Origin of the sequence: Leeuwenhoekiella sp. A16, from assembly GCF_047946675.1 — a bacterium.
Lineage (GTDB): Bacteria > Bacteroidota > Bacteroidia > Flavobacteriales > Flavobacteriaceae > Leeuwenhoekiella.
Genome location: NZ_CP172313.1, coordinates 1,897,294 through 1,921,542, shown reverse-complemented (window position 1 = coordinate 1,921,542; position 24,249 = coordinate 1,897,294). Strand labels below are relative to the sequence as shown.

Annotated in this window: 13 protein-coding genes; 1 reads left to right on the top strand and 12 read right to left on the bottom strand. The window is 38.4% G+C overall.

Annotated features, from left to right (window positions below; translation table 11 throughout):
• Positions 1–120: 120 nt before the first annotated feature.
• Complete coding sequence (locus ACH3O9_RS08190) at positions 121–3,036, bottom strand: WD40/YVTN/BNR-like repeat-containing protein (RefSeq protein ID WP_416446124.1); 2,916 nt, start codon at positions 3,034–3,036, stop codon at positions 121–123.
• 194 nt (positions 3,037–3,230) lie between these two features.
• On the opposite strand from ACH3O9_RS08190, the gene ACH3O9_RS08185 reads away from it, so the two are divergent.
• Positions 3,231–4,523, top strand: a complete 1,293-nt coding sequence (locus tag ACH3O9_RS08185) for an aminopeptidase P family protein (RefSeq protein WP_416446122.1) — start codon at positions 3,231–3,233, stop codon at positions 4,521–4,523.
• Positions 4,524–4,572: 49 nt separating this feature from the next.
• Here ACH3O9_RS08185 and ACH3O9_RS08180 read toward each other — a convergent pair whose 3' ends face one another.
• The 11 genes from ACH3O9_RS08180 to ACH3O9_RS08130 all read right to left on the bottom strand — a co-directional run bounded on the left by ACH3O9_RS08180 (position 4,573) and on the right by ACH3O9_RS08130 (position 24,244).
• Entirely contained in the window at positions 4,573–5,673 is a 1,101-nt protein-coding gene (locus ACH3O9_RS08180) for a DUF2971 domain-containing protein (protein ID WP_416446120.1), read from the bottom strand.
• A 175-nt stretch (positions 5,674–5,848) separates the two neighbouring features.
• Positions 5,849–6,610 (bottom strand): family 16 glycosylhydrolase, encoded by a 762-nt coding sequence (locus ACH3O9_RS08175; protein ID WP_416446118.1) that lies wholly within the window; start codon positions 6,608–6,610, stop codon positions 5,849–5,851.
• A gap of 1 nt (position 6,611) precedes the next feature.
• Complete coding sequence (gene bglX, locus ACH3O9_RS08170) at positions 6,612–8,903, bottom strand: beta-glucosidase BglX (RefSeq protein ID WP_416446117.1); 2,292 nt, start codon at positions 8,901–8,903, stop codon at positions 6,612–6,614.
• Between the two features lie 51 nt (positions 8,904–8,954).
• On the bottom strand, positions 8,955–10,589 hold the full coding sequence (locus ACH3O9_RS08165; protein ID WP_416446115.1) for a family 16 glycosylhydrolase: 1,635 nt from the start codon (positions 10,587–10,589) through the stop codon (positions 8,955–8,957).
• A 19-nt stretch (positions 10,590–10,608) separates the two neighbouring features.
• Positions 10,609–12,633, bottom strand: coding sequence for a PKD domain-containing protein (locus ACH3O9_RS08160; protein ID WP_416446113.1), 2,025 nt, complete (start codon positions 12,631–12,633; stop codon positions 10,609–10,611).
• 10 nt (positions 12,634–12,643) lie between these two features.
• Positions 12,644–14,134, bottom strand: coding sequence for a RagB/SusD family nutrient uptake outer membrane protein (locus tag ACH3O9_RS08155; protein ID WP_416446111.1), 1,491 nt, complete (start codon positions 14,132–14,134; stop codon positions 12,644–12,646).
• 11 nt (positions 14,135–14,145) lie between these two features.
• The gene (locus ACH3O9_RS08150; RefSeq protein ID WP_416446109.1) at positions 14,146–17,184 is read right to left on the bottom strand and encodes a SusC/RagA family TonB-linked outer membrane protein; all 3,039 of its coding nucleotides are present in this window, start codon (positions 17,182–17,184) and stop codon (positions 14,146–14,148) included.
• Between the two features lie 222 nt (positions 17,185–17,406).
• On the bottom strand, positions 17,407–20,208 hold the full coding sequence (locus ACH3O9_RS08145; RefSeq protein WP_416446107.1) for a triple tyrosine motif-containing protein: 2,802 nt from the start codon (positions 20,206–20,208) through the stop codon (positions 17,407–17,409).
• 101 nt (positions 20,209–20,309) lie between these two features.
• Entirely contained in the window at positions 20,310–20,750 is a 441-nt protein-coding gene (locus ACH3O9_RS08140) for a hypothetical protein (protein WP_416446105.1), read from the bottom strand.
• 50 nt (positions 20,751–20,800) lie between these two features.
• The gene (locus ACH3O9_RS08135) at positions 20,801–22,432 is read right to left on the bottom strand and encodes an Ig-like domain-containing protein (protein WP_416446103.1); all 1,632 of its coding nucleotides are present in this window, start codon (positions 22,430–22,432) and stop codon (positions 20,801–20,803) included.
• A gap of 114 nt (positions 22,433–22,546) precedes the next feature.
• Positions 22,547–24,244, bottom strand: coding sequence for a hypothetical protein (locus ACH3O9_RS08130; RefSeq protein WP_416446101.1), 1,698 nt, complete (start codon positions 24,242–24,244; stop codon positions 22,547–22,549).
• Positions 24,245–24,249: the final 5 nt, after the last annotated feature.

Below are 24,249 nucleotides of genomic sequence, written 5' to 3'. Positions count from 1 at the left end.
CGGTCTTTAACAAACTTTGAGCCTGCTTTTGAAGGCTATTTAGAATAGATATAAAAACCGTATAAATTATCGCTCAAAAAGGGCGAAAAATCGGTCTCCAGAGCATAAAATCGCCGGCAATTATCCCTCCTCAGGACTGGGTATTTCCCGTTGCCCGCGTCTTGCCTCTTTTACCTCAAGCTCTGTCTGTGCAGATTTCCCGCCACTGGTTACCTTGATTACATATTTACCTGCCGGGAGGTAGAAATTGTCATTATCTGTTTTTTCTATTTTAATATCCTTTTCTTTCTCCAGGTCTTTCTTACCCTGTTCAGGAATTGTAAGATCATATTCTTTGTAGTTGAAACCTTTATCAGCTTCAACATCTATGGTTTTCAACTCCTTCCCTTTTTCTGAAAGAACCTGGATTGTGGTTTTTCCCGTTAACGGACTGTAGAACGCAATTTTTACTTTTGGTTCATTTATAGAAGACCATTTACTGTAACTAACGCCCCAACGAGAAGAAAAATTAACCGGATCAATATCAAAAACCTGAAGATCACTTTTCTTACCGGCATCAAACTTCTGTAACGGCACCAAGTCTGCTATATAAATTGAGCGACCATGTGTACCCACTACAAGATCATTTTCTTTGGTCTGGACAACCACGTCATGCACAGGAACTTTGGGTAAACCACCATCAAAAATCTGCCAGCTTGCTCCTCTATCCATACTTATGTAAATTCCATCATCTGTACCTACATATAAATAATCTTCTTTTACCGGATCTTCTACAATCACATTCACAGCAGCCAGCGGAAGATTAGATGAAATATCCTTCCAGGTTGTGCCATAATCGTCGCTCATAAATACGTAAGGCTGGAAATTATCGTCGCGATACCCATTCAAAGTCACATAAACACGTTCCTTTTTATGTTGCGAGGCTACAACTCTACTCACCCAAAGATCTTGGGGTAATTTTTGTGAAATTTCGCTCCAGCTGCCCCCGGTATCTTTTGTTAGATAAACCAAACCATCATCGCTACCGGTGTAGATCAAACCAAATTGAAAAGGCGATTCACTTACTGTGGTTAAAGTCCCAAAAGGTACATTTCCCTTTTTGCCGCCGGTTGTGAGATCTGGCGAAATAGCAGTCCAGTCATCCCCTTTGTTCATAGAGCGCATCAACTTATTTGCTCCCATATACAGAATATCCTGGTTATGTGGCGAAAGCAGAATAGGTGTTTGCCAGTTAAAACGGTAAGGTGATTCTCCCAAAGAATGTGAAGGGCGTACAAAATTGCGTTCCCCGGTTTTTACATTTACCCGACTGTAATAACCAAATTGTGAACCGGCGTAAACAATATCAGGATTGCGCCTGTCTATTTCTACCTGCATCCCATCACCGCCACTTATCGATTTATAGGGATATTGCCCTTCGGCTTCCCACTCTTTTGAATATTCATACGTGTGCGGGCCCATCCAGGTGCCATTATCCTGCAAACCGCCATACACATTATACGGCTCCTGATAATCAACATCTATAGCATAAAATTGACCCAAAGGCATTGAGTTATTCTTTATCCAACTCTTGCCGGCATCGTACGAAATATTGAGTCCGCCGTCGTTACCGTTTATCACGTGATCTGGCATTTTAGGGTCAATCCATAACACGTGATGATCTACATGCACATTGGGTTCATTGATGTAAGTGAACGTTTTCCCTCCATCTTCAGATTTTACTAAAGGAACACCTACCAGATAAATCTCATTTTTATCCTGCGGATTTACAGATATTTCTGCGAAAACATAACCGTATGAGTAGAACAAGTCGTCAATATAACCTTCATGCGTTTTCTTCCAGGATTTACCGCCATCTTCAGTGAGGTAAACTTCTGCGCCTATAACTTCAGAATCCTCCTCTACAGCATTAATATCGGTCACAAACAGGTAAAAATCGGATGGTTTATATTCGTTTTTCTTCACCAGATCTTTCGCTTTTTTAGCATCATATTGATTGGGGAAACGATTAGATCGCAAATAATCATTCAGTTGCTCTTCGTCAAGATCTAGAAATTCTTTTTCTGTCATCAATTGAAAATCTCCAGACTTTAAAACATCTTTCTTTTTCTCGCCTTCTTCTTCTTTCTCTCTTCTAAACTGACTATCATGCACTGCATAAACCGTATTCTCATCAACAACTGCCAGACCTATACGTCCCACTCCTTCACCCTGCGGGAAACCATTTCCTGTAGTGATCAAAGTCCAACTATCGCCACCATCAATAGATTTATAAATACCCGAAGCTTCCCCAGAACCTTTAAAATCCCATGCTTTACGCTCACGTTCCCACGCAGCTGCATACATAATTTCAGGATTTTCAGGAGCCGCTGCAAGGCTGATTATTCCCGTATTTGGGGCGATAAATAGTGTTTTTTGCCAGGTTTTTCCGCCGTCTGTTGTTTTATAAATTCCGCGATCAGCGTTATCAGAATATAAATGACCCAAAACTCCTACAACAACCTCGTCACTATTTTCAGGATTGATCACTATGTCGCTAATGTGGTGACCATCTGTAAGTCCGGTATTTTCCCAGGTTTTACCACCATCTGTACTTTTAAGCAAACCAACGCCCGCGTACGAAGATCGCGAAGAAATAGTCTCTCCCGTACCTACCCAGATCGTTCCGGTTTTCCAGTCAATTTCTATATCGCCCACATTTTGCGTGGGAGCGCTGTCAAAAACCGAAGTAAAAGTGATCCCGTTATTCTGCGTATGCCAAACTCCGCCGGTTGCGTAACCCACATAAAAATCGGTGCTGTTTTCAGGATTTACCTCAACATCTACAACACGACCGCTCATGATTGTGGGGCCTATATTTTTAAAAGGAACATTCTTCACCAGAGATTGAGCCGCAAGATCTTGCTTTTGGCTAATCGCATTTTTAATTTCTTCGGCAGAAGAAGGAAGCATATCGTTAGCAATTTGTGAGAAACCTGGAAAAGTTATGAAAGCGAAAAAAACAAAAGTGGAAAGTCTGTGTAAATACTGTTTCATGATAGAATTATAAGTAAAAAACCTTGGGCAAAGCCAAAAGGCATAAAATGATTTTTTGAGACAAACCTCAACGTCTGACATCCTCTATGAGGGAATCTAAAAATAAAAATTTGTTAAAGAAACCTAAACAATTTAGAACTTGTTTAACAACTGTTAGAGCTTATCTTGTTAATTTTGGAAAAATTCAAATTTTGATGAAATACGACCTTATAAACCGAGAATTATTCATTAAAAACCGCAAAAATTTCATGGCTTTAATGAAGCCTGATAGTCTTGCCGTTTTTAATGCTAACGATATTTACCCCATTGGTGCAGATAGTACGATGCCTTTTCAGCAAAACCGCGATCTTTTTTACCTAAGCGGCGTTGATCAGGAAGAAACTATACTCGTTCTTTTTCCCGATGCTCCTAAACCTGAACACCGCGAAATTCTTTTTCTAAAAGAAACTAATGATCACATTGCCGTTTGGGAAGGTGAAAAACTTACCAAAGAAAAAGCACTTGAAGTTACCGGCGTAGAAACCGTTTACTGGCTTAAAGATTTTCACAAGATCTTTTATGAGATTATGACGCAAGCCGAAATCGTGTACATTAATACTAACGAGCATTATCGTGCAAATGTTGAGACCGAAACTCGCGAAGCGCGTTTTAATAAATGGTTAAAAGAGACATATCCTGCGCATAGCGTTGCAAAGAGCAACCCCATACTTCAGCGTCTGCGCTCTGTAAAAGATCAAATCGAGATCGACATCATGCAACAGGCATGTAACATTACAGAAAAAGGTTTTAAACGTGTGCTGCAATTCACAAAACCCGGTGTTTGGGAATATGAGATAGAAGCAGAATTTATGCATGAGTTTTTGCGTAATCGCTCAAAAGGTTTTGCTTACACGCCTATAGTAGCTTCAGGGAACAATGCAAACGTGCTGCATTATGTGGTTGACAATTCACAGTGTAAAGCCGGCGAACTTATACTTCTGGATGTGGGTGCAGAATATGCAAATTATTCTAGTGATATGACGCGTACAATTCCCGTTTCAGGAAAATTTACAGATCGTCAGAAAGATGTTTACAATGCGGTTCTTCGTGTGAAAAAAGAAGCTACCAAAATGCTGAAACCCGGTGAACTCTGGGCGCCTTACCACGTAGAAGTAGGTAAATTGATGACTTCAGAATTAATAGGGCTGGGTTTACTCGATAAAGCTGACGTTCAAAACGAAAGTAAAGACTGGCCTGCATACAAGAAATATTTCATGCACGGCACATCACATCACATTGGGCTTGACACGCATGATTACGGCTTGCTACACGAGCCTATGCAAGCTAACAACATTTTTACCGTAGAACCGGGAATTTATTTACCAGATGAAGGTTTTGGTATTCGCCTGGAAGATGATGTAGTAATTCAGGAAAGCGGTGAGCCTTTTAACCTGATGCGCAATATCCCACTTGAAGTGGAAGAAATTGAAGAATGGATGAATAAGTAAGTACATTATTTATTCTTATTTTTAATCCGTGAGTTCTAGCAATTACTAATTATAACTCACGGATTTTACTATCAGAATTAATACTCAAAAAAGATAGCTTAACGTAATTATTTCCTATACCAATTATTTTAATTACATGAGTAATTTCTCTAGTTATCGCCTTATTCTTTAAAATCTTATCGACTCTGTAAATTTTATCGTGAAAGTTCTTTTCTAAAGTTATCAAAAAAAATCTGGCAAGCTCACCTTCTTTATTTTTCTTAAAGATGTAGATAAAACTATTGGCAAGCTCTATTTTTTCGGTAAATCTCTCATTATTAAAAAATAAAGGGCCTAAAATGATCTTTCCAATTACATCTCTTTCAATTTTTATATTGCCAGCTAATTTTAAATCATTTTCTACTTCTTTTTGATAATCATTTATAATTTGTAAAGGATGAGTAATACTATTAAATTTTGCATCGTTTAATAAAACTCTCCACTCTTCTTCATATTCCCAATGCTTCTCTTTAGAGGCCAAACCATATAATATTGGTAATTTTGCATCAATACTATTTCGCTCTACTAATCCAGCCCCAAAGTCACCGATTTCTTTTGTAATTAAAGCATACTTATCAAAGTCAATTTGTTTAAGTGGGGAATAATAACTGACGGGGAAAAATTGATAATTTTCATTGCCTTTTATCTTTTTCAGATATTCCTCAAATTTTGAGATTTCAATTTCAAGACAAAAACCCTTTTCATTACAATAATGCGTCCATAGGAGTTCATTATTGTATGAGCTTGTAAGAGATAAAACACCTCTACTTTCCAAAAATTCAGGAATAGTCCTATTTTTAATATATCTTTCAATATATCTATCTTCATTCGATTCAGATGGGATAGGGATTATTTTTTTTAAATCATCCTTATTATTTTTTAGAAAATTCTGAAAATCCCAGAGCAAATTCAATTCTCCATCAACAATGTCATTTAATAAATAAACATGGGAAAAATAAATAGTGCTATTCACTAACCCTTCAATCGAATAGCTATTTAATGAGTAATATTTATAAAGCTTTTTTGGCTTATCTTTATTTAATTTAGTTTCTAATTTTTGACCATTATTGATAAATGTGACATGGTCTAATTCCAGATCCTTTGGTTTCATATCATGGTAAAATTTAATATAGGTTTGATTTTATTTACATTGAATTAGAGAAACTGAATGTAAGTTGCTTAAAGTTAATTAAAAATGAACAGGTTACGTATTTTCGGATAATTCAACTAACAACAAAAACCACCTCTTTGAGGTGGTTTTTCGGCTTTTAATGGGTAAAAATCAGCTATTGATAAACCCGAATATAGTCAACCCAAAACTTCTCGGGAAAAATAGAATCATCTACCTCTGGACCACCAAAGTTGCCGCCCACAGCCATATTCAACAAAAAATAAAACGGATGACGAAAAGGATATGTTTCATCATCTTTAACTTCTGGAGAGAACGTATAAACCTCTTTCTGGTCTATATAAAATGTTATTGCATTCTCATCCCAATCAATTTTATAGGTGTGAAAGTCATCGGTTATTTTATCTACACCGGTTACTTTTGTATTTACAGAATTACCATGACTAGCCGGCGTGTGTAAGGTTGTATGCACGGTATCGGGTTGACGTCCTACAAACTCCATTATATCTATCTCGCCACTGGCTGGCCATCCTACTTCACTAATATTGTCGCCCAGCATCCATATAGCCGGCCAGATACCATTACCACCGGGTACTTTTGCTCGTATTTCAAAAGTGCCGTATTTAAACTCGTGCTTATCTTTAGTATTGATCTTCCCGCTGTAATATTTATCGCCCACCTTATCTGCAGTAATGACGAGATTACCATCTTTTACTGTCACATAATCTTTATTGTAGATCTGTCGCTCATTATTACCCCAACCGCAAATATTAGGGCAACCGTCGCCGGTCTCGTAACTCCAGTTATCCATATTGAGCGATGAGCCATCAAAATTCTCTTCCCAAACCAGTGCTTTCTCCTGCGCTAAAAGCGAAAGTGGAACAGCGGCTAAAACAAATATGCTAAGTAGTTTTTTCATATTAATTGTATTGAAATTGGCTTTCTTGTACATCTACAGAATTACCACCAATGAAGACCTTAAAATCTCCGGGCTCGGCTTCCCATATTTTATTTTTAGTGAAAAAGGAAATCAATTTTTCATCTATGGTAAAAGATACGGTTTTTGTTTCTCCGGCTTCCAGGTGAATCTTTTTAAAACCTTTTAACTCTTTAATGGGTCGTGTAATGCTGCCTACCAGATCACGCAGGTACAATTGCACAACCTCATCACCGGCAACACTTCCAGTGTTTTTTACTTCTACGGAAGCGGTTATTTTTTCGCCTTGAGCGAAAGAATCCTTATCTAAGTTTATATCGGCATATTCAAAATCTGAATAGCTTAAACCAAAACCAAAAGGATACAGCGCATCGCGACGTAAATCTTCATAATGCGACCAAGTCACCTGCGCACCGCCTTCTGGTCTGCCTGTACTTTTTTGATTGTAATACAGCGGTTCCTGACCCACGTTGCGCGGAAAGGAAACCGGTAATTTACCTGAAGGATTATAATTGCCAAAAAGCACATCTGCTACGGCGCTACCGTGCTGGGAACCTAAAAACCAACTCTCAACTATCCCTTTTACCTGCTCATTATGCGCAGATAAATCCATTGGGCGACCGTTCATCAAAACCAAAACTACATTTGAATTTGCAGCGGTAACAGCATTTATCAACGCATCCTGAACACCGGCAAAACCAAGGTCTGTCTGGCTGCGGCCTTCACCCGTTTGAAAAGCATCTTCACCTACAACAAGCACCACAACATCTGCTGCTTTTGCTATTGAAACAGCTTCTTTAAACCCGGAAGTGTTTTGCTCATTAAAAGTCATGGGGTCTAAAAATGCACGTTTACCGGTAGAAAGTTTTGCACCTTCGGTATAGGTGATCTTTGTGCCTTTGGGAGCACGATCTTTAATACCTTCTAAAACCGAAACAGCAGAATTAGCCGTCGCCTGAGCACGCCAGTTTCCTAACGGGGAATCTTTATCGTTTGCCAGCGGACCAATAACTGCAATATTTTTCGCGGAAGCAGAAAATGGCAGTAATTTATCCTGATTTTTAAGCAAAACAATCGATTTTTGAGCAGCTTCAAGAGCTACTTGCTGGTTTGCCTGAGAATACATCTCACTTTTTTCTACTTCTTCGTCGCAGTATTTATAAGGATCATCAAAAAGACCGAGTCTAAATTTCACCCGCAAAATGCGACGCACGGCATCATCTACCAGTTTTTCATCTACTTTACCCGATTTTACCAGCTTTTCAAGCGATTTTTCATAAGCGCCACCTTCCATATCCATATCGCTGCCGGCTTCTACCGCCAGATAAGCAGCTTCTTCTTTATCTTTTGCAACACCATGTGGAATCAACTCTGCTATAGAACCCCAGTCTGAAACCACAAAACCATCGTAACCCCATTTATCTTTTAAAATATCGCGCTGCAAATATGCATTTGCTGTCGCCGGCACACCATCTATCTCATTAAAAGAGTTCATAAAAGTTGCAACACCGGCATCTGCAGCGGCTTTAAATGGTGGGAGAATGGTATTTTTGAGTTCGTAAACACCCACATTTACCGTGTTGTAATCTCTTCCCGCTTCCGCGAAACCGTAGCCTGCAAAGTGTTTGGCGCAAGCCGCAATTGTATTAGCTGCAGAAAGATCATCTCCCTGAAAACCCTCTATACGGGCAACTGCAATTTTTGAATTAAGAAATGGATCTTCGCCGGCACCTTCCATAATGCGACCCCAACGTGCGTCACGAGAAACATCCATCATAGGAGCAAAGGTCCAGTTTACACCTGCAGCAGCAGTCTCATGCGCGGCAACCTGAGCAGTTCTTTTCATAAGGTCGAGATCCCAACTTGCGCTTTCGCCCAGCGGAACGGGAAATATTGTTTTATACCCATGAATAACGTCATACCCAAAGATCAAGGGAATCTTGATACGAGAATTTTCCATATTAATGCGTTGCGCTTCTCGCGTCGCATTAACAGAAAGCACATTAAGCATAGAACCTACAAGTCCATTTTTTAAGCGCTCCAGTCGTTGTTGATTATCGGCTCCCGTTGCAGGGCCTGTAACATCCCAGCTTCCGTTGTATTGAACCATCTGCCCTACCTTTTCTTCTAAGGTCATTAATGAAAGGACAGAATCTACTTTTTGCTCAATTTTTACCGATTTTTGTGTCTTTTGAGCCGTTTTTTGAGAGATATCCTGCCCAAAGGTGGCTGAAACCATTAGCACAGCGCAAATAAATAAGTAATCTTTTTTCATGGTCTATTTATAAAGAAAAAGGCAGGCTTTTCAGCCCGCCTTTGATCATATTTATTGATAAACTCTTACATAATCAACTTCCATAGCACTCTGCTGAAATGCCGGGTCAACAGCACCGCCAAATGTGCCTCCCATCGCGACATTTAAAATCATAAAGAAAGTGTGATTAAAAGGTACCGCCGGACTGTTAGTAAACTCTTTGAAAATTTCGCCATCTATGGCAAACAAAATATGCTCTGCAGTCCATTCTACGGTGTAAGTATGAAATTCTCCAGACGCATTTTCTATAGTAGTAGAACTTGTATCGCCATTACCACCGGAATGATCTGGATAATGTAACGTGCCATGAACTATGTCTGGCTCATTGCCTTTATATTCCATAATATCAACCTCACCGGTTGCCGGCCAGCCTACTTCTGTATAATTACCACCCAGCATCCAGATAGCCGGCCATGTGCCGCCACCTTCTGGTAATTTTGCACGAACATCTACACGCCCGTACTTGAACTCATAATTATCTTTTGTATTGATACGCGCTGAAGAATAATCAAAGCCATTGGTCGCTTCTTTTGTAGCGGTAATCTTTAGAGTCCCATCAGAAACCTCTGTATTAGTATCTGTATAATACTGTAACTCCTGGTTGCCCCAGCCGTTGTTGTTTCCTATTTCGTAATTCCAAATAGAAGTATCTAATGAATCACCGTCAAACTCATCAGACCATGCTAAATCTTCAAACTCGCTGGTAAGCATGTTACCACCGCTATTACCGCCACCACCGCCACCGGCAGGGTCTGTAGTAAATTTAAGATACCATGCAAGATCTGGGTTTGAGCCCGGTATAGCACGCAACATCATATAATCGTCTTGTATTTCTACTACTTCATAGGTGCCCGTGCCAATATAATAACTCATAAAGCCGCCATCTGCGATAATTATCTGCGTACCTGTAGTTGCTCCTTCGGCATAAACAGAATTTGTAGCCGGCGCAAGATTTACAAACTTGTCTCCAGATACATCATATCCTAAACATTGGTCTGCATCACCGCCGCCACCGCCTACACTTAGAAAGTCAACGTTAAAAAATGAAGCTCCCTGATTGTCGTAGTTAAAAACAATATTGTTAGCCGCATTTAAACTAAATGTTATCGCGTCATTATAGAAACAACCTTCACCTTCTTTTTCAAAAGGTGCGGCCGCATAATAATCTGGCGTTCCCGTCCCTACAGGACCCACACCAAGATGCGCAGGCAATGCTGCCGCTACATACCAGGTTTTACTTGCCCCTCCTGTAAGAAGTTGCTTAGTTGCAGGATCATCAAATGCACTAAAGACTGTCACCTCTGTTGTAGCGGTGGTTTGAGAACCTCCCGCTCCGGAAGCTATAACTGTTACAACATAACTATTTACACCGGGCTGCGCGAATACATGTTCTGCATTACCAGTGCTCATCATAGTGCTATTATCACCAAAAAGGTATTTATATCCTGTCGCATTGTCTGCGCTTGCGCTGAAAGTCACCATACCACTACCATCGCCATATGGGTTATCATCTGATGCGTTTGCCACGGTAGCCGTAACAGTAAGGTTAACAGGTGCCGTTATCTCGCCAAATGTCTGATCGTCATCCTGGCAACTGATTACCACAATAGCGAACATTACATAGATCATTTTTTTTATCGTATTCATCCTCATCACTTTTTAATTCTTAATTGTGGAAATAGACGTTTTTAATATAAACCGTATTCGATCCTGCAGGATTAGCCGAATATATAAGCTGTGCAATATGAGCTCTTGTAGTCAGGTTTGTAAAATCTGTAAGCGGTATATCAAGATTTACCCATGTACCTTGCTCTGGCGCGGTAAACTCTATTTCATGCTCAACATCATCACCGCCCCCATCATAAACTCCGTTGGCTCCAAAGTCTACTAACTTTACCCGGAATGCCGTAAAATCATCTGAATACACTTCAGTATGAAAATAAGTCATCTCACTAGCATCTACTGTAGGCTGAGTAGTTTCTATACCCACATAATTGAGATTTAAATATTTCTTTACAGTAGAACCATCAAAAGTGGTTTCTTCATAATCTGCAGCAGACCATTCTGTACGCCATGTATCAACCGGTACATCTGTATAATCTTCACTAAAAAGCGAAACGGTTTCTACGTCACCGTCTCCTATTTTAACATCATCAAAATAATAATTGGTATCTGTACCCGAAGTACCATAATCCATAAACACAACCATACGCTGATAGGTTTGCGTAACATCAACACCTGTATAATCAAAAGTTACTGTTTCCCAAGCCTCTGTTTTAGTAGTGGTTGTGGTTGCCTCTGTGGCTATATTACCGTCTGCCGGATTTTCAAATTTTAGAATTATAGGAATATTAGGACGTGAAGACCATACTTTCATGCTTATACTCTCGCCTAAAGTGAAGTCTACTTTTCTATCTAAGTCAATAAACGCTCCAGCCCAGGTTTCAGAACCATTAGCTTTGAAAAGCTGAGCAACAGTGGCACTCATATTTCCCTCTTCTAAATGTGGATTAGCTACTACAGTTGTAGGGGAGCCACCAAATTCTGTGAAAGCATAATTCTCTATTCCTTTTTCAAATGTTACCGGAAGTTCTATTACTGTAGGACTTTCAAGACGAATATTATCAAAATAATACGTTTCGCCTGTTCCGGGGATATTGAAGTTAAAGAACAACGTTAAAACACTATATGTTTGAGTGTCATCTACGGCAGACATGTCAAAATATAAGGTCTCCCATTCATTAGCTGCAGTTGTCATAGTCGTAGATTCTACAAAGACTGTATTGTCACCCGCTTTTTCAACTTTAAAGAGAACAGGAACACCTGCTGCCGGAGAATAAACATCAATCGCAAGATATTTTTTGCTGCTGAAATCTATATTTTCATTGAGTGTGGCAGATGTACCAGCCCAGGTTTCAGAACCCGCAGGCTTCGTATAAGATGCTACAGTTGCACTTTCATTAATGCTACTTAAAGCCGGATTTTCTACTAAAGGGACACCAGCTGCCTCGCCGCCACCAAAATTATAGAAGGTGTAATCTACAGTTGACGACTCAAAAGTAACAGGCAGAACAAATGGATCAACTATTTCTATTTCTTCAGAATAAGAAGTAGATGCTTGTCCGCCGCTTAAAGCAACTACCTCAATGGTATAAAGACCGGTATTGCTATATTCATAACTTATAGTTTCCCCCGGCATCATTAAAGTAGGTGCTGCAGAAGGATCTTCACCGAAGAAAACCTCATAAGAAGCAGCGTAATCTGCCATTGCTGTCACATATACCAGGAGCGGGTTTCCAGCATCTTTTGTAATTCCTACCTCTAGATTTTCTGGTGCTTTAAATGAAACAACAAGTTCCTGAGCAGCTTCTGCTGTTCTCCCAGCTGCATTTTTAGCGGTGACCATTACCTGATAAGTACCTTCAGTATAAGTGTGTGAAACACTATTTCCTGCAGTAAATTCTTCTGAAGAACCGCTGCCATCACCAAAGTCAACATTAAAACTATTAGCTCCCTCTGCAGACGGATAAATGGTTACTTCGCCTGAATTATCCTGTTTTATAGAGAAATCTGCCGAAATATTTACAGGAGCCGCAGCATCTACCTGTGTTAGTCCTTCATCATCAGAACAGGCCGCTGTGAGTAGCAGCGCAAATATTCCGAATAGTAAAGTTTGTATCTTATTTTTCATATGAAATATTTTAATAGCCTGTGTTTTGTTCCCAATTACCCTGTGCAAATTGAATCTCTTCAAGCGGTATAGGAAATACATTATTTTTAGGTGCACTAAAACCAGAAATTGTTCCCTCTGCGCGACCTGTTCTTACCAGATCAAAGAACCTGTGTCCTTCGCCCATTAGCTCAAGACGTCTATCCTGATAAATATCATCTAGTAATGCATTTCCACTTGAGGTTACATCCTGTAAACCGGCCCGCTCACGCACCTGATTAAGATACGCACGAGCAGTTTGCTCACTTCCGTTACCACGAGCCAGTGCCTCTGAAGCCATAAGCAAAACATCTGCATAACGTATTGCTCTATAGTTGTTAGGTTGTGTAAGGTTTGCGTCTCCCTGATTATCATTTTGACGAGGCAGATATTTACGATTATAATAGCCTGTATGACCAGTATCAGGATCTGGATTACCCGCATTATATGTTGCGCCTGTTGTTGATGCCCATGTATCTATATTTAGAACAGTAACATCTCTTCTCATATCATCTGCACTAAAAGCATCGTAAGCTTCTTGAGTAGGAAGATTAAAACCGTAACCCGATTCAAAGACCGGCCCGTTGTAACCTCTTATCCCACTAAAGCCAACCATAATATTACCTTCACTACATTGCAAACATCCGAAACCAGCTCCTTCTGAACCGCTGTATTGAATCTCAAAAACAGATTCTGGTCCATTTTCAGCAGCGTATTCAAAAAGGTCAACATAGTTTTCATCGCCTTGAGTTCCATAAAGGTGATATTTTCCAGAATTGATCACCGCCTGCAACTGCGTAATAGCCTGATCAAATTTGTTTTCATATAGATAAGCTTTCCCTAGTAATGCTTGTGCTGCTCCCTTTGTTATCCTACCAACCTGAGGTGCGTCTACAGCAAGATTAGAAATTGCAGCTTGCAGATCGTTTTCTATATAAGCATACACATCTGCAACCGGAGATCTTGGTATGGTTGTCACTTCGCCCAAAAGAAACTGACCTTCAGGTTTTATAGGAATCGCACCAAACCATTTTACAAGCTCAAAGTTGAAATATGCACGCAGGAACTGAGCTTCGGCAATGATCTGATTCTTACCATCAAAATCAATATTATCTTTGTTTTCAATGATATAAGAAGCTCGCTGCACGCCAGCAAAATTCCAATCCCAAATATCATCTAAATTATCGTTGATGGGGGTTTGCTGCATACGATCTACCTGTTGCCAGCCAATTACATCTGTTGCGCTTTCGCCACCAGCGTGGGTGTTATCTGATGCTATTTCACCTAAGATCACATTAGCATACGTAGATTGCAAAACATCATAAGCACCTATTAATGCATTATTGTAATCCTCTTCACTTGTAAAGTATGTTCCTGACGAAATTTGATAGGGAGGCTCTACTTCAACAAAATCGTCTCCGCAGCCAACCAACAGGGTTCCCATCAATGCGCAAAAAACTATTTTTTTAATCATATTTTTCATAATTGCTTTTTTTAGAATTGAAGATTAACACCAATTATATATGTGCGTGGCAATGGATAAAAACCATAATCTATACCTCCGCCAATAGGCGCTCCCGTTGAAGCTGTTGGGTCATAGCCAGAGTACTTAGTAAACGTGTAAACATTGTCTACTTTACCGTACACTCTAAATTGTCCAATTCCGGCTTTATCTGTAAATACCTCTGGTATTGTATATCCTAATGTTATTGTCTGGATGCGGGCAAAAGAACCATCTTCAACATAAAAATCTGAAAATACTGCGTTAGAAGTAGGTGCGGTTGTTACTCGTGGCACAGATGTACTTGTACCAGCGCCCGTCCAGCGATCAAGTCTGTATGACATTCTATTAACATTAGGCTGATCGCGCTCATAATTTCTCACAATATCGTTACCCATATTTGCGTAAGAGTATGCTGAAAAATCAAAACTTTTATAATTTACAGAGAAATTAAAACCCATTGTAACTGTAGGTATAGGATTACCTATATCAGTACGGTCATCTGAGTTGATAATTCCATCTGCATTAAGATCTAAATAACGAATATCACCCTGTTGGGCAACCGCTCCCAGTGCCTGCTGTGAAGGATGAGCTGCAACCTCTTCTGCAGTTTGAAAAATACCATCGGTCTTATAACCATAGAAATAACCAATAGGTTTACCTGCCTGCATACGCGACGGCGCTGGTTGACCTACGCCAAAACCACCACCTTCTATAAAGTCTGTACCGTTTACTTTTGTAACTTCATTATCAAGGGTACTTACATTATAACTCGCATTTATTGAAAGATTATCGTTGATCTGATTGCTGTAACCCAAAGTGACTTCAAGACCTTTATTACGCACAGAACCCGCATTTATAGTAGGACTAGAAGCTCCAGGAGCTCCTGTACCATAAATACCAGACACAGGAATATTCGGAATTAAAAGGTCATCACGATTATTTATAAAGTAATCAACAGTAAGATCGAATTTATCATTGAGAAAGTTCATATCCAGACCCACATCAAATTTCTTAGCTTCTTCCCATTTCACATCCGGATTGGGCAAAGCTCCTAAAGCGTTACCATTGATCAATGCCTGATCACCACCTAATACATAGGTTGCTTCCCCATTTAATAGAGAAAGGTATATGTAATCGGGAATACGGTCATTACCCATCACGCCATAGCTACCGCGTAATTTCAAGAAATTGACAAAACCATCTTCATTGAAGAATCCCTCTTCTGAAACTACCCAACCTGCAGTTACAGACGGGAAATAAGCTACTCTGTTATTAGGACCAAATTTGGTTGAACTATCTCTTCGTAGCATCGCAGAAAGCAGGTACTTATCTTTATAAGCGTATTGCAATCTGCCGAAAAAAGACAACCGTCTTAAATCATATGAATAAGAAGAATTTGTTTGCTCATCTCCTGATCCCGTTGCTGTATTGAGGTCTGCAAAATCCCAGCTATTTGCCTGAACACCTGTTCTAGAACCGTATAAACCTTCTCCAAACTGCTTAAAAGCGGTCATACCAGCCGTAAAAGTGACTTCATGATCTTCTTCAAATGTATTCGTATAGGTGTTGAATAAATCAAAGGTGTAATCATTATCATTGATCTTACCCAGCGTCACCAGATTATCTGCGCGTGTATATATTTTCCCCGTTCCGAAATTATATATTGGTAAAAACTCGCGGGTTTTTGTATTTGAAGTATTAAACCCTATTCTTCCCTGAAGACTAAGGTTTTTAGCATAATCTAAGGTTGCCTGAAAAGTTCCGCTTAAGCGGTTTAAAACATTTTGATTAAATGTGTTTTCAATCTGAGTAAGAGGGTTTACAACTTCGTTACCTAAATTAATTTGACCATCAAGATTATCGACATCAGGATTAATTGTAGGAGCAATGTTTGCTGCGTTAAATAAAACCGACCCCAGACTAAAATCATTTACACCTCTGCTCTTAGAATATGTATAAAAGAGTTTTGTTGTTATAGATAGATTGTCTCTTAGATCTGCATTAAGCGAAAATTTAGCGGTATTACGTCTAAAATTAGATTTTTCTGGTGCTACAATACCTTCCTGATACAAGTGAGAGCCACTAAACGAATAACTCATTTTTTCACCACCACCACTTACAGCAAGGTTATGACTATTGATCTGGCTTTGTTGAAAAACTTCATCCTGCCAATCTGTACCCACACCCAAATTGCTTACATCTGAAAAAGGTAAGGCCTGACCTGCATTGGCATAACTCTCATTAAGCAGTAACGCATATTCTGTAGCATTGAGCAAAGGCAGTTTACGGGTAGTTTCCTGAATCCCGGTATAACCATCATAAGAGATTGTGGCTTTTTGATTCTTGCGACCCGCCTTTGTGGTAATAAGAATAACACCATTAGATGCTATGGTACCATAAATAGCCGCCTGAGCATCTTTTAAAACCGTCAACGTCTCAATATCCTGCGGATTTATTGAATTCAAACCGCCGTTATACTGAAAGCCATCTAAAATTATTAATGGTGCATTATCACCATTTGTCGCAACACCACGTATACGTATGTTAGCTTCAGAACCGGGAGCTCCTCCCTGAGGCGTAACATTTACACCAGAGGTTGTACCTTGTAAAGCCTGTGCGGCATTTAAAGGTTTAATAGCAGTAATAGTGGCTTCACCTACTGTAGATACCGCTCCGGTTACCTGCTTCTTTAATTGCGTACCGTAACCTATCACAACTATTTCGTCAAGAGCTTGGGAGTCGGTTTTTAGAACTACATTAATGACTTTTTGATTAGTTACTACTATTTCCTGTGTGGTAAAGCCCACATAAGAGTACACCAGAATATCTCCTGTTGATATATTCGAAATTGTGTAGTTACCATCAAAATCTGTTGACACACCGTTTGTAGTATTTTTGACGGTGATATTTACACCCGGCAAGGGCATATTAGTATCTCCTTCTGTTACGACCCCGGAAACTTCAAACGTTTGCGCGAACAGAAAAAAAGGAGCTACCAATAAAAAGATAGAAAATAAAGCTTTGTTCATGTGAAAAAACTGTTTTGTTATAGTAGCAAAGTAGACATAAGAAAAACAGAATCTCTTATTAGTACCTCAACAAAAAATATACATCCTAAAAAAAAGCTAATTTTTATGTAATATCATCAAAAAACCGCCATAAACAGGCGGTTTTTTGATGATTAAAAGATATACTCAAAACTCTTACGACAAGTACTTTTTCAGCCATGTTGTGGTAATGTTGTGTTAGTTTTAAGAAATGTTGTGGGATTTGAAAGACAGGATGTACTCAACTAAACCCTCTTCATGCTCTAATTTCATCTTTTTACGCAAACGATATCGTTTTATTTCTACACTTCTTACCGAAATATTTAGAAGTGGAGCAATCTCTTTTGACGACAAATTTAATCTTAGATAAGCGCAAAGTTTTAGATCATTAGAAGTAAGGGAAGGATGGGTCTCTTTAATTGCCTGCAGAAAATTTTTATCTGCATTGTCAAATGCTTCTTTAAACAACTTCCAGTTATCTTTTTCTGCAATGTCTTTATTTATGATCTTCACCACATCAAGAATGTCATTTTGGTCTTTAGAATTTTCAAGCCTGCTCTTTAGTACAGTAAGAAATTCATTTTTCTTTATAAGATTCATTGTCGATGCCGCCAACTCACGGTTTTTTGAGGCTACGTCAACTTCCAGCTGTGCATTCTTAAGTTGCATTATCTCCTGCTGAGCTTCAAGTTGGGAAAGCTCAAGTTGTTCTTTATTTCTTTCTATAAGCTTTGCTCTTTGTTTTCTATAGTATCCTGTATACAATCTATGAACTACCAGAATTACAACAATAAACAGAATGATGTATGTTGCAATTGCTGTTGTAGTTAAATACCATGGTGGTGCTATGCTAAAAGCATATTTTACAATGTTACTACTACTCCCTCCAGATTTACTTTTAACTTCAAAAGTGTAGTCACCAGCAGGTAAATTTTTGAAAACTGCATTATCGTTGTGATCCCAGTTGCTCCAGCTATTAGAAAAACCCGATAATCTATAGCTATATTTTGCTTTATTCAGCTTATCATAGTTGGGCAAACTAAATTGAAAGCGCAAGGTATTTACAGCATTGGGCAGGTCTAAATTTTCAATATTGAGAACCTCATGGTTATATTTTCCCTCTACAGTCGCAGTCTCAATACTGCGCAATTTCAATTCGCCGGTAGGCAATGTATTAAAGGGAAGAGTAAATTGACTATAACCTATATTTGAACCTATTAAATAAGTGTGATCTTCAATTAGGCTAACGTTTTCAAAACCATTTGCAATACTTCTAAACTCTTTAGGTATGGGAATAGAACGGGTCACAAATTTATCCTGAAAAGTATCTCTGCTCACGTAGAAAATTTCGTCCTCACCAAAACTCCACCAAGTCTCATCGTTTAGAACTTTGGTTATACCACTAGTCCGTTTTTGTTCGCCAGTAATATCTTGTAATTCATTTTTATCACTAAACAGATCTTTTGTCTTTAGATACTTAAATATTTTAGTTGAAGTTGAATAGTAAATACTGTCTGCTAATTTGAAAACCCAAATCCCGAGGCCGTCTTGCGTTTTAGGTGCGTAATTATTTATACCCAAAACAGAATCGCAATTACTATTTAATTCTAGTTTAAAAATACCCTTGTGGTCATGACCTACCCACAGAGTCGTGCTATCTTCAACAACTAAATTTCTTGAGGAAAGATTAAAGTTAGCTATGTATGTTATGCTGTCTGGCTGCTCTGGCTTAAAGTGAGATAAACCATTGTAATGGCCTTGCACAATATCATCACCTATTTTAATTAGTTGCCATGTTCCCGAATCTGAAAATATTTGTTTCGCTACATTTTCACTTATGATAAATGTACCGCGATTATGCCCCACGTAAAGCTGCCCGTCAATTTCCTGAATATCCCATACCTGACCACTTGTGCCTTTTACAAGTTGATAATTATTTTCAGTGTGTACATCTCTGTAGTATAAACCCTGATTAGTACCTAAATAAATAAAATTACCTCTTTTAAAACTACAATAAACAGTACCTATATCCCCAAAAATATCAGTGTATAGTTGCACAGGACTCTGTTTATTTATAACACTAATACCATTATCTAGCCCACTCCATATATTTCCTGCATTATCTTCAAGAAGAGCGAGCACCGTATTGTTTAAAATAGTAGGTTGAAGCAAATGTGTTTTTGTATTAGCTTGAAGGTCCAGCAGGTAAATACCGTGGCCTATGGTTCCTAAAACAAGCGTATTATCTTGAGTAAGTATAGAGGTATAAACATCATTTGTAATGGGATAGAAATCCTGACTTACATTATATGTGAAAGATTTACCATTTTTAAGTAAAAAGAGTCCCGAGTAGCGTGAGACTGCCAGAAGCGAATTCTTATAACTGAATAAACCTACCAAAATTTTATTTTCGATTTCACTTGAGGGGATAATAAGATCAACAGAAGCGTCGCCTATTACATACAACCCTTCTTCTGCAACCTGATAATAGAGTTTTTGATTTACCTCAAACAAATTGATAATAGTATGCTCTGGCGAAACAATACTAATTTTCTTGTCTTTAGTATTGTAACTATAAAGTCTTCGTAGGCTCTGAAACACAATGTAATCTCCCAGATTGGCAATATGCCAAAACTGCTCACCGTCTAAAAATTGGTCATTTACGACCGATTTTAGACTCGTATAGGCAAGTTTTCCATCCTGTTGTTTCTCCCAGTATCCAAAGTCCATATAGGAGCCGGTATAAATTTTCTCCTCATGAACCAAAACCGAGCGTACCGCAGAGCCGTCTGTCACTTTATTAAGTTCCCATTGTTCACCATTAAATGAAAGCAGACCAGAATTGTTTGCGATGTACAAAATATTATCGTCTCCCTGAGCAATCATCCAGTTCTGGTTGCCCGCATTATAATTTTTTGAATCATAATTAAGAATAGGTGGATATTCCTGAGCAAAGAGGACTCCCACAAACAGATATATTATAAGACTGAATTTTCTAAATTTCATTTATGCAAACATAATAATTGGGTTAAGATACATACAAGAATAAAAAAACCATCAAATTTCTTTGATGGTTATATCTTTACGTTATTACGTTAGTTCATTTCTTAAAACCAATTTTGCCAGGGAATACGAGTAAGCATTACAATTAAAGCAAGGGTATAAAATATAGCAAGTAATTTAAATTTAGGAGTTGAAGTAAGTTTCTTTTTATGTTTGGAATATCCTACAGTAATTAAAACAATCGTTATTATCATAGCAAGTGGATGCTCTACAACATATAATCTTAAATTAGGATCATGCATTGCTTCACTCATTCCCACCTCTGCAATAGCCTTTGCTCCTAAAGGGGAAACAAAGTAAAGAACAATACCTATAAGGAGCTGAATGTGCGAAACTATAAGCGTAAAAAGAGCCAGACGCATATCTTTTGCCCCATATTCTTTTTTACCAAAATAACCAATTAAAGAATTAACAGTTGTGATGACCAAAACGGTCAATACTAAATATGCCCAGTATGAATGCACAAATTGCACGGTAGAATACATAAATTATAGAATTTAATTAAAAATACACTTTCTTAGATACAGGAACATTATTAATTCCATTTGTTTTCAGCAGGTGTGCCACCCCAGATCAAAGTTGCAAGATATGGATTATCAATAAAAGGATTTCTATTGCCTTGAGCACCTTCTATAACATTGTTTCTTTGAACTTCAAATGCAGAAACGGGATCTTCTACGTTCCACTTTAGAAATAATTCAATGCTACCTACTCTATCAAATGTTTCCCCGTATCGAATATTAAGATACAAAACCATACGCGCTACATCGCCCTTCCACTCATCACCAGGAAACCAGCTGTTAGAGTTTACAACCTGATATTCTCCACTTGCATCTATATAAGGATAATTACTTCTTAAGCTATTAATATCTGCATCGCTAGATCTTAAATGATGTAAGTCTGAAACCGCAAGATCTGACGTTAATCTAGATTGTGGGTATATATGTTCTGTATTGAATGTCTGCGGACTGTAAGGATTACTATCTGAAGTATATTCCCTTCTATCTCTGCTTTCGCCAGAATACATAAGAATCACATTAGCAGGATTACTAAGATCTGCATCTGCATCATACAAATATTGATGACGCTGGCCGTAAGAAAGAAAAGTAGTATGCTTATTTATAGTAAGATTTGATATTACCTCAAAATTAAAATCTGCGTTATCAGAAAAAACCGCAGTAGAATAATAATCCTGAAGTTCTGCCGGAATATTAAATACTACAGCCTGTACAACCTGAACAGTTACGGTTGCAGTTGAGCATGTGGCTTCCTGGTCGTCATCACATATAGTATATGTGAATGTGTCTTCCCCAGAAAATCCTCCTGCTGCAGTATAAGTGATAGTCCCATCTTCATTTAAAGTTACGGTACCATTACTAGTTGACGCATCAATAGAAGTAAGCACAGCATCATCGGTGAGATCATCGTTAGACAAAAGATTCTCAATAGTCATTTCTGCAGCATTGCTGTCGTAAACAATCAAATCATCTTCAGCCATAGGTGAACCCGTATCTGTTACATGTACGGTAATAGTAGCAGTAGAGCAACTAGGTGTTTCATCATCATCGCACAAAGTATATGTAAATGTGTCATCACCAGAAAAACCATTTTCTGGAGTATATGTTATACTCCCATCATCTTCAAGCACAACAGTTGCATTAGTACCATCAGTATCAAAAGAGGTTACAGTTGCATTGTCTACAACTTCATCATTGTCAAGAAAATTGATGATTTTTAAGAACTTATCTTCAGGAGTTGTGTATTCATCATCTACAGCCAGAGGGGACGATCCTGTAATAGTCATAGTTACTGTAGCTGTTGAACAGTTAGGAGTGTCTAAATTATCACAAATAGTATAAGTAAAAGTGTCTTCGCCTATGTAGTTAGTTGGAGGGTTATATGTATACGTATTATCTCTGTTATCTGTTATCGTACCACCATTTGAACTAGAAGTTTCAATATCTGTAATACGTGCGCTATTTACCAAATTATCATTGGCTAAAAGTCCTTCAAGAACAACAGATTCGTTTTCTGAGGTGGTAGCAGCATCATCTACTGCAACAGGTTTTTCAGTTGGAGTTTCACCACCGTCAACTACCTGGGAATCGTCTCCGCTACTGCATCCTAATATTAAGAGAAGTAGAAAGAAAGAAAATAGTTTTTTCATAATAATTTAAGGGTTTATGCTAAAATGCAAATATCATACATTCCTTATTAGATTCAATAAAAAACCCCTCGCGATTGATGCAAGGGGTTTAAAAATCTATTTCTTATTTATTTTTTATTCTTGTACTGCCCAGCCATCAGCTGTTAGTATAATACTAGCAGTATACTCACCTAGCCCATTGTTGTAAACAAGATAAGACATCTCATATTTTTGACCAATCTCCGCACTTGGGAAATTATGCTCAGCTAAGACAAATAAAGAATATAATATTTGCTCTGTAGTCCAAGACGAATCATAATCATGATAGTCCCTAAGAGTTGCAACAATTCCAGCATATGCTGGATCAGCTCCCAACGTGTCCGCCATATACTCATAATCAGCATTAGTCAAGGTATACTTAATAGTATTATCAGGAATCCATGTAGTACCGTCGTTACCAAATTGTAATGATGACTCTACTACACTAGGAACAAAATTCCAGCTACCGCCTTCAAACACAAAATTAGTGTATTGGGTAGTTACCCCTGAACTGTAATAGTCATATGTAACTGCTGCGTAATCACCTTCTTCCGCATATGGATATAGAGACTCTAAAAATACACCTATTTTATAGGTAGCCTCGTCTCTATCGCTAAAGTTAGGATAGCTCTGTCCCATTTCTGTATAATCTTCGCTTGTTAAGGCATAAGGCATTGTCCATGCATTAGCAATGTAAGCATACGTCGTTGTTGTTTCGATAGTAGAAATAGACGCTTCGGTATCCAATACATAAACACCGTCAGTAAGAACTACAGATGTAATCTCTACACCAGCCGCACCATTGTATATAGCATAGCTTACTTCAAATTTATCACCTTCTGCAGCAGCAGGAAAATCAACCGGCAGGATAACATTGATAGCTTCTAATATCATATCCTGGCTCCAATAAGCTGCATTACCTTCTCTTCTGTCAAAATTATTATAATTTGCAGCACTTGCAGCGGGCTCTGGATAAGCCGTTCCTAACTCTGTACCAATCAAAGCAAAATCTGCATTTCCAAACTGGTAAGACATACCACCTACAGCCACATAAGCATTACCATCAAACTGAACAGTTGTACTTTCAGTACCGGCACTACCATCATAAATAGCATAAGATACATTGTATTTTTGCCCTGTAACACCATCAAAATTTTCAGATAGTACTGCATTGATTGCATCAACAATCATTTCTGGACTCCAATAAGCATCTCTGCCTTCTCTTCTATCGAAGTTATTGTAGCTACTAGCACTTGAAGCCGGTTCTGGATAAACATCTCCTAGCTCTGTCCCAATTATATCAAAACCATCTGCATCTATAGTATAGGCAATTTCATCTGCAAGGGTATTGTATGTTAGATTAGCATACATTCCAGTTTTTGCCTGAGGAAACTGGTATTTTAAAAAAGAAGTGATTTCTCCTTGGCTTGAAAAATATTCATTTGACAAACCTATTGCGCTATAATCTGCTGCCGTTACAGTATAATTTTCAACAACCACAGGAGAATACAAATTGAATGTAGCGCTTACTAAAGATCCTGAACCCAATATCGGAAATACATCTGTCAATAAACCAGGGATCATAGTTTTCGCATCATCTAAAGAATTGAAACTTCCATAACCTAAATCTAATGCTGTATAATCATCTTCAGTAAGAGTATAATCGATAGCTCCTTGTACACTGTTATTATTAAGATCAGCATCTATTTCTTCATGAATATCGTCCATAGGAGTACACCCCGAAAACGAGACACCAATAATGGCCAATAAAAAAATGTAGATTAACTTTTTCATTTTAT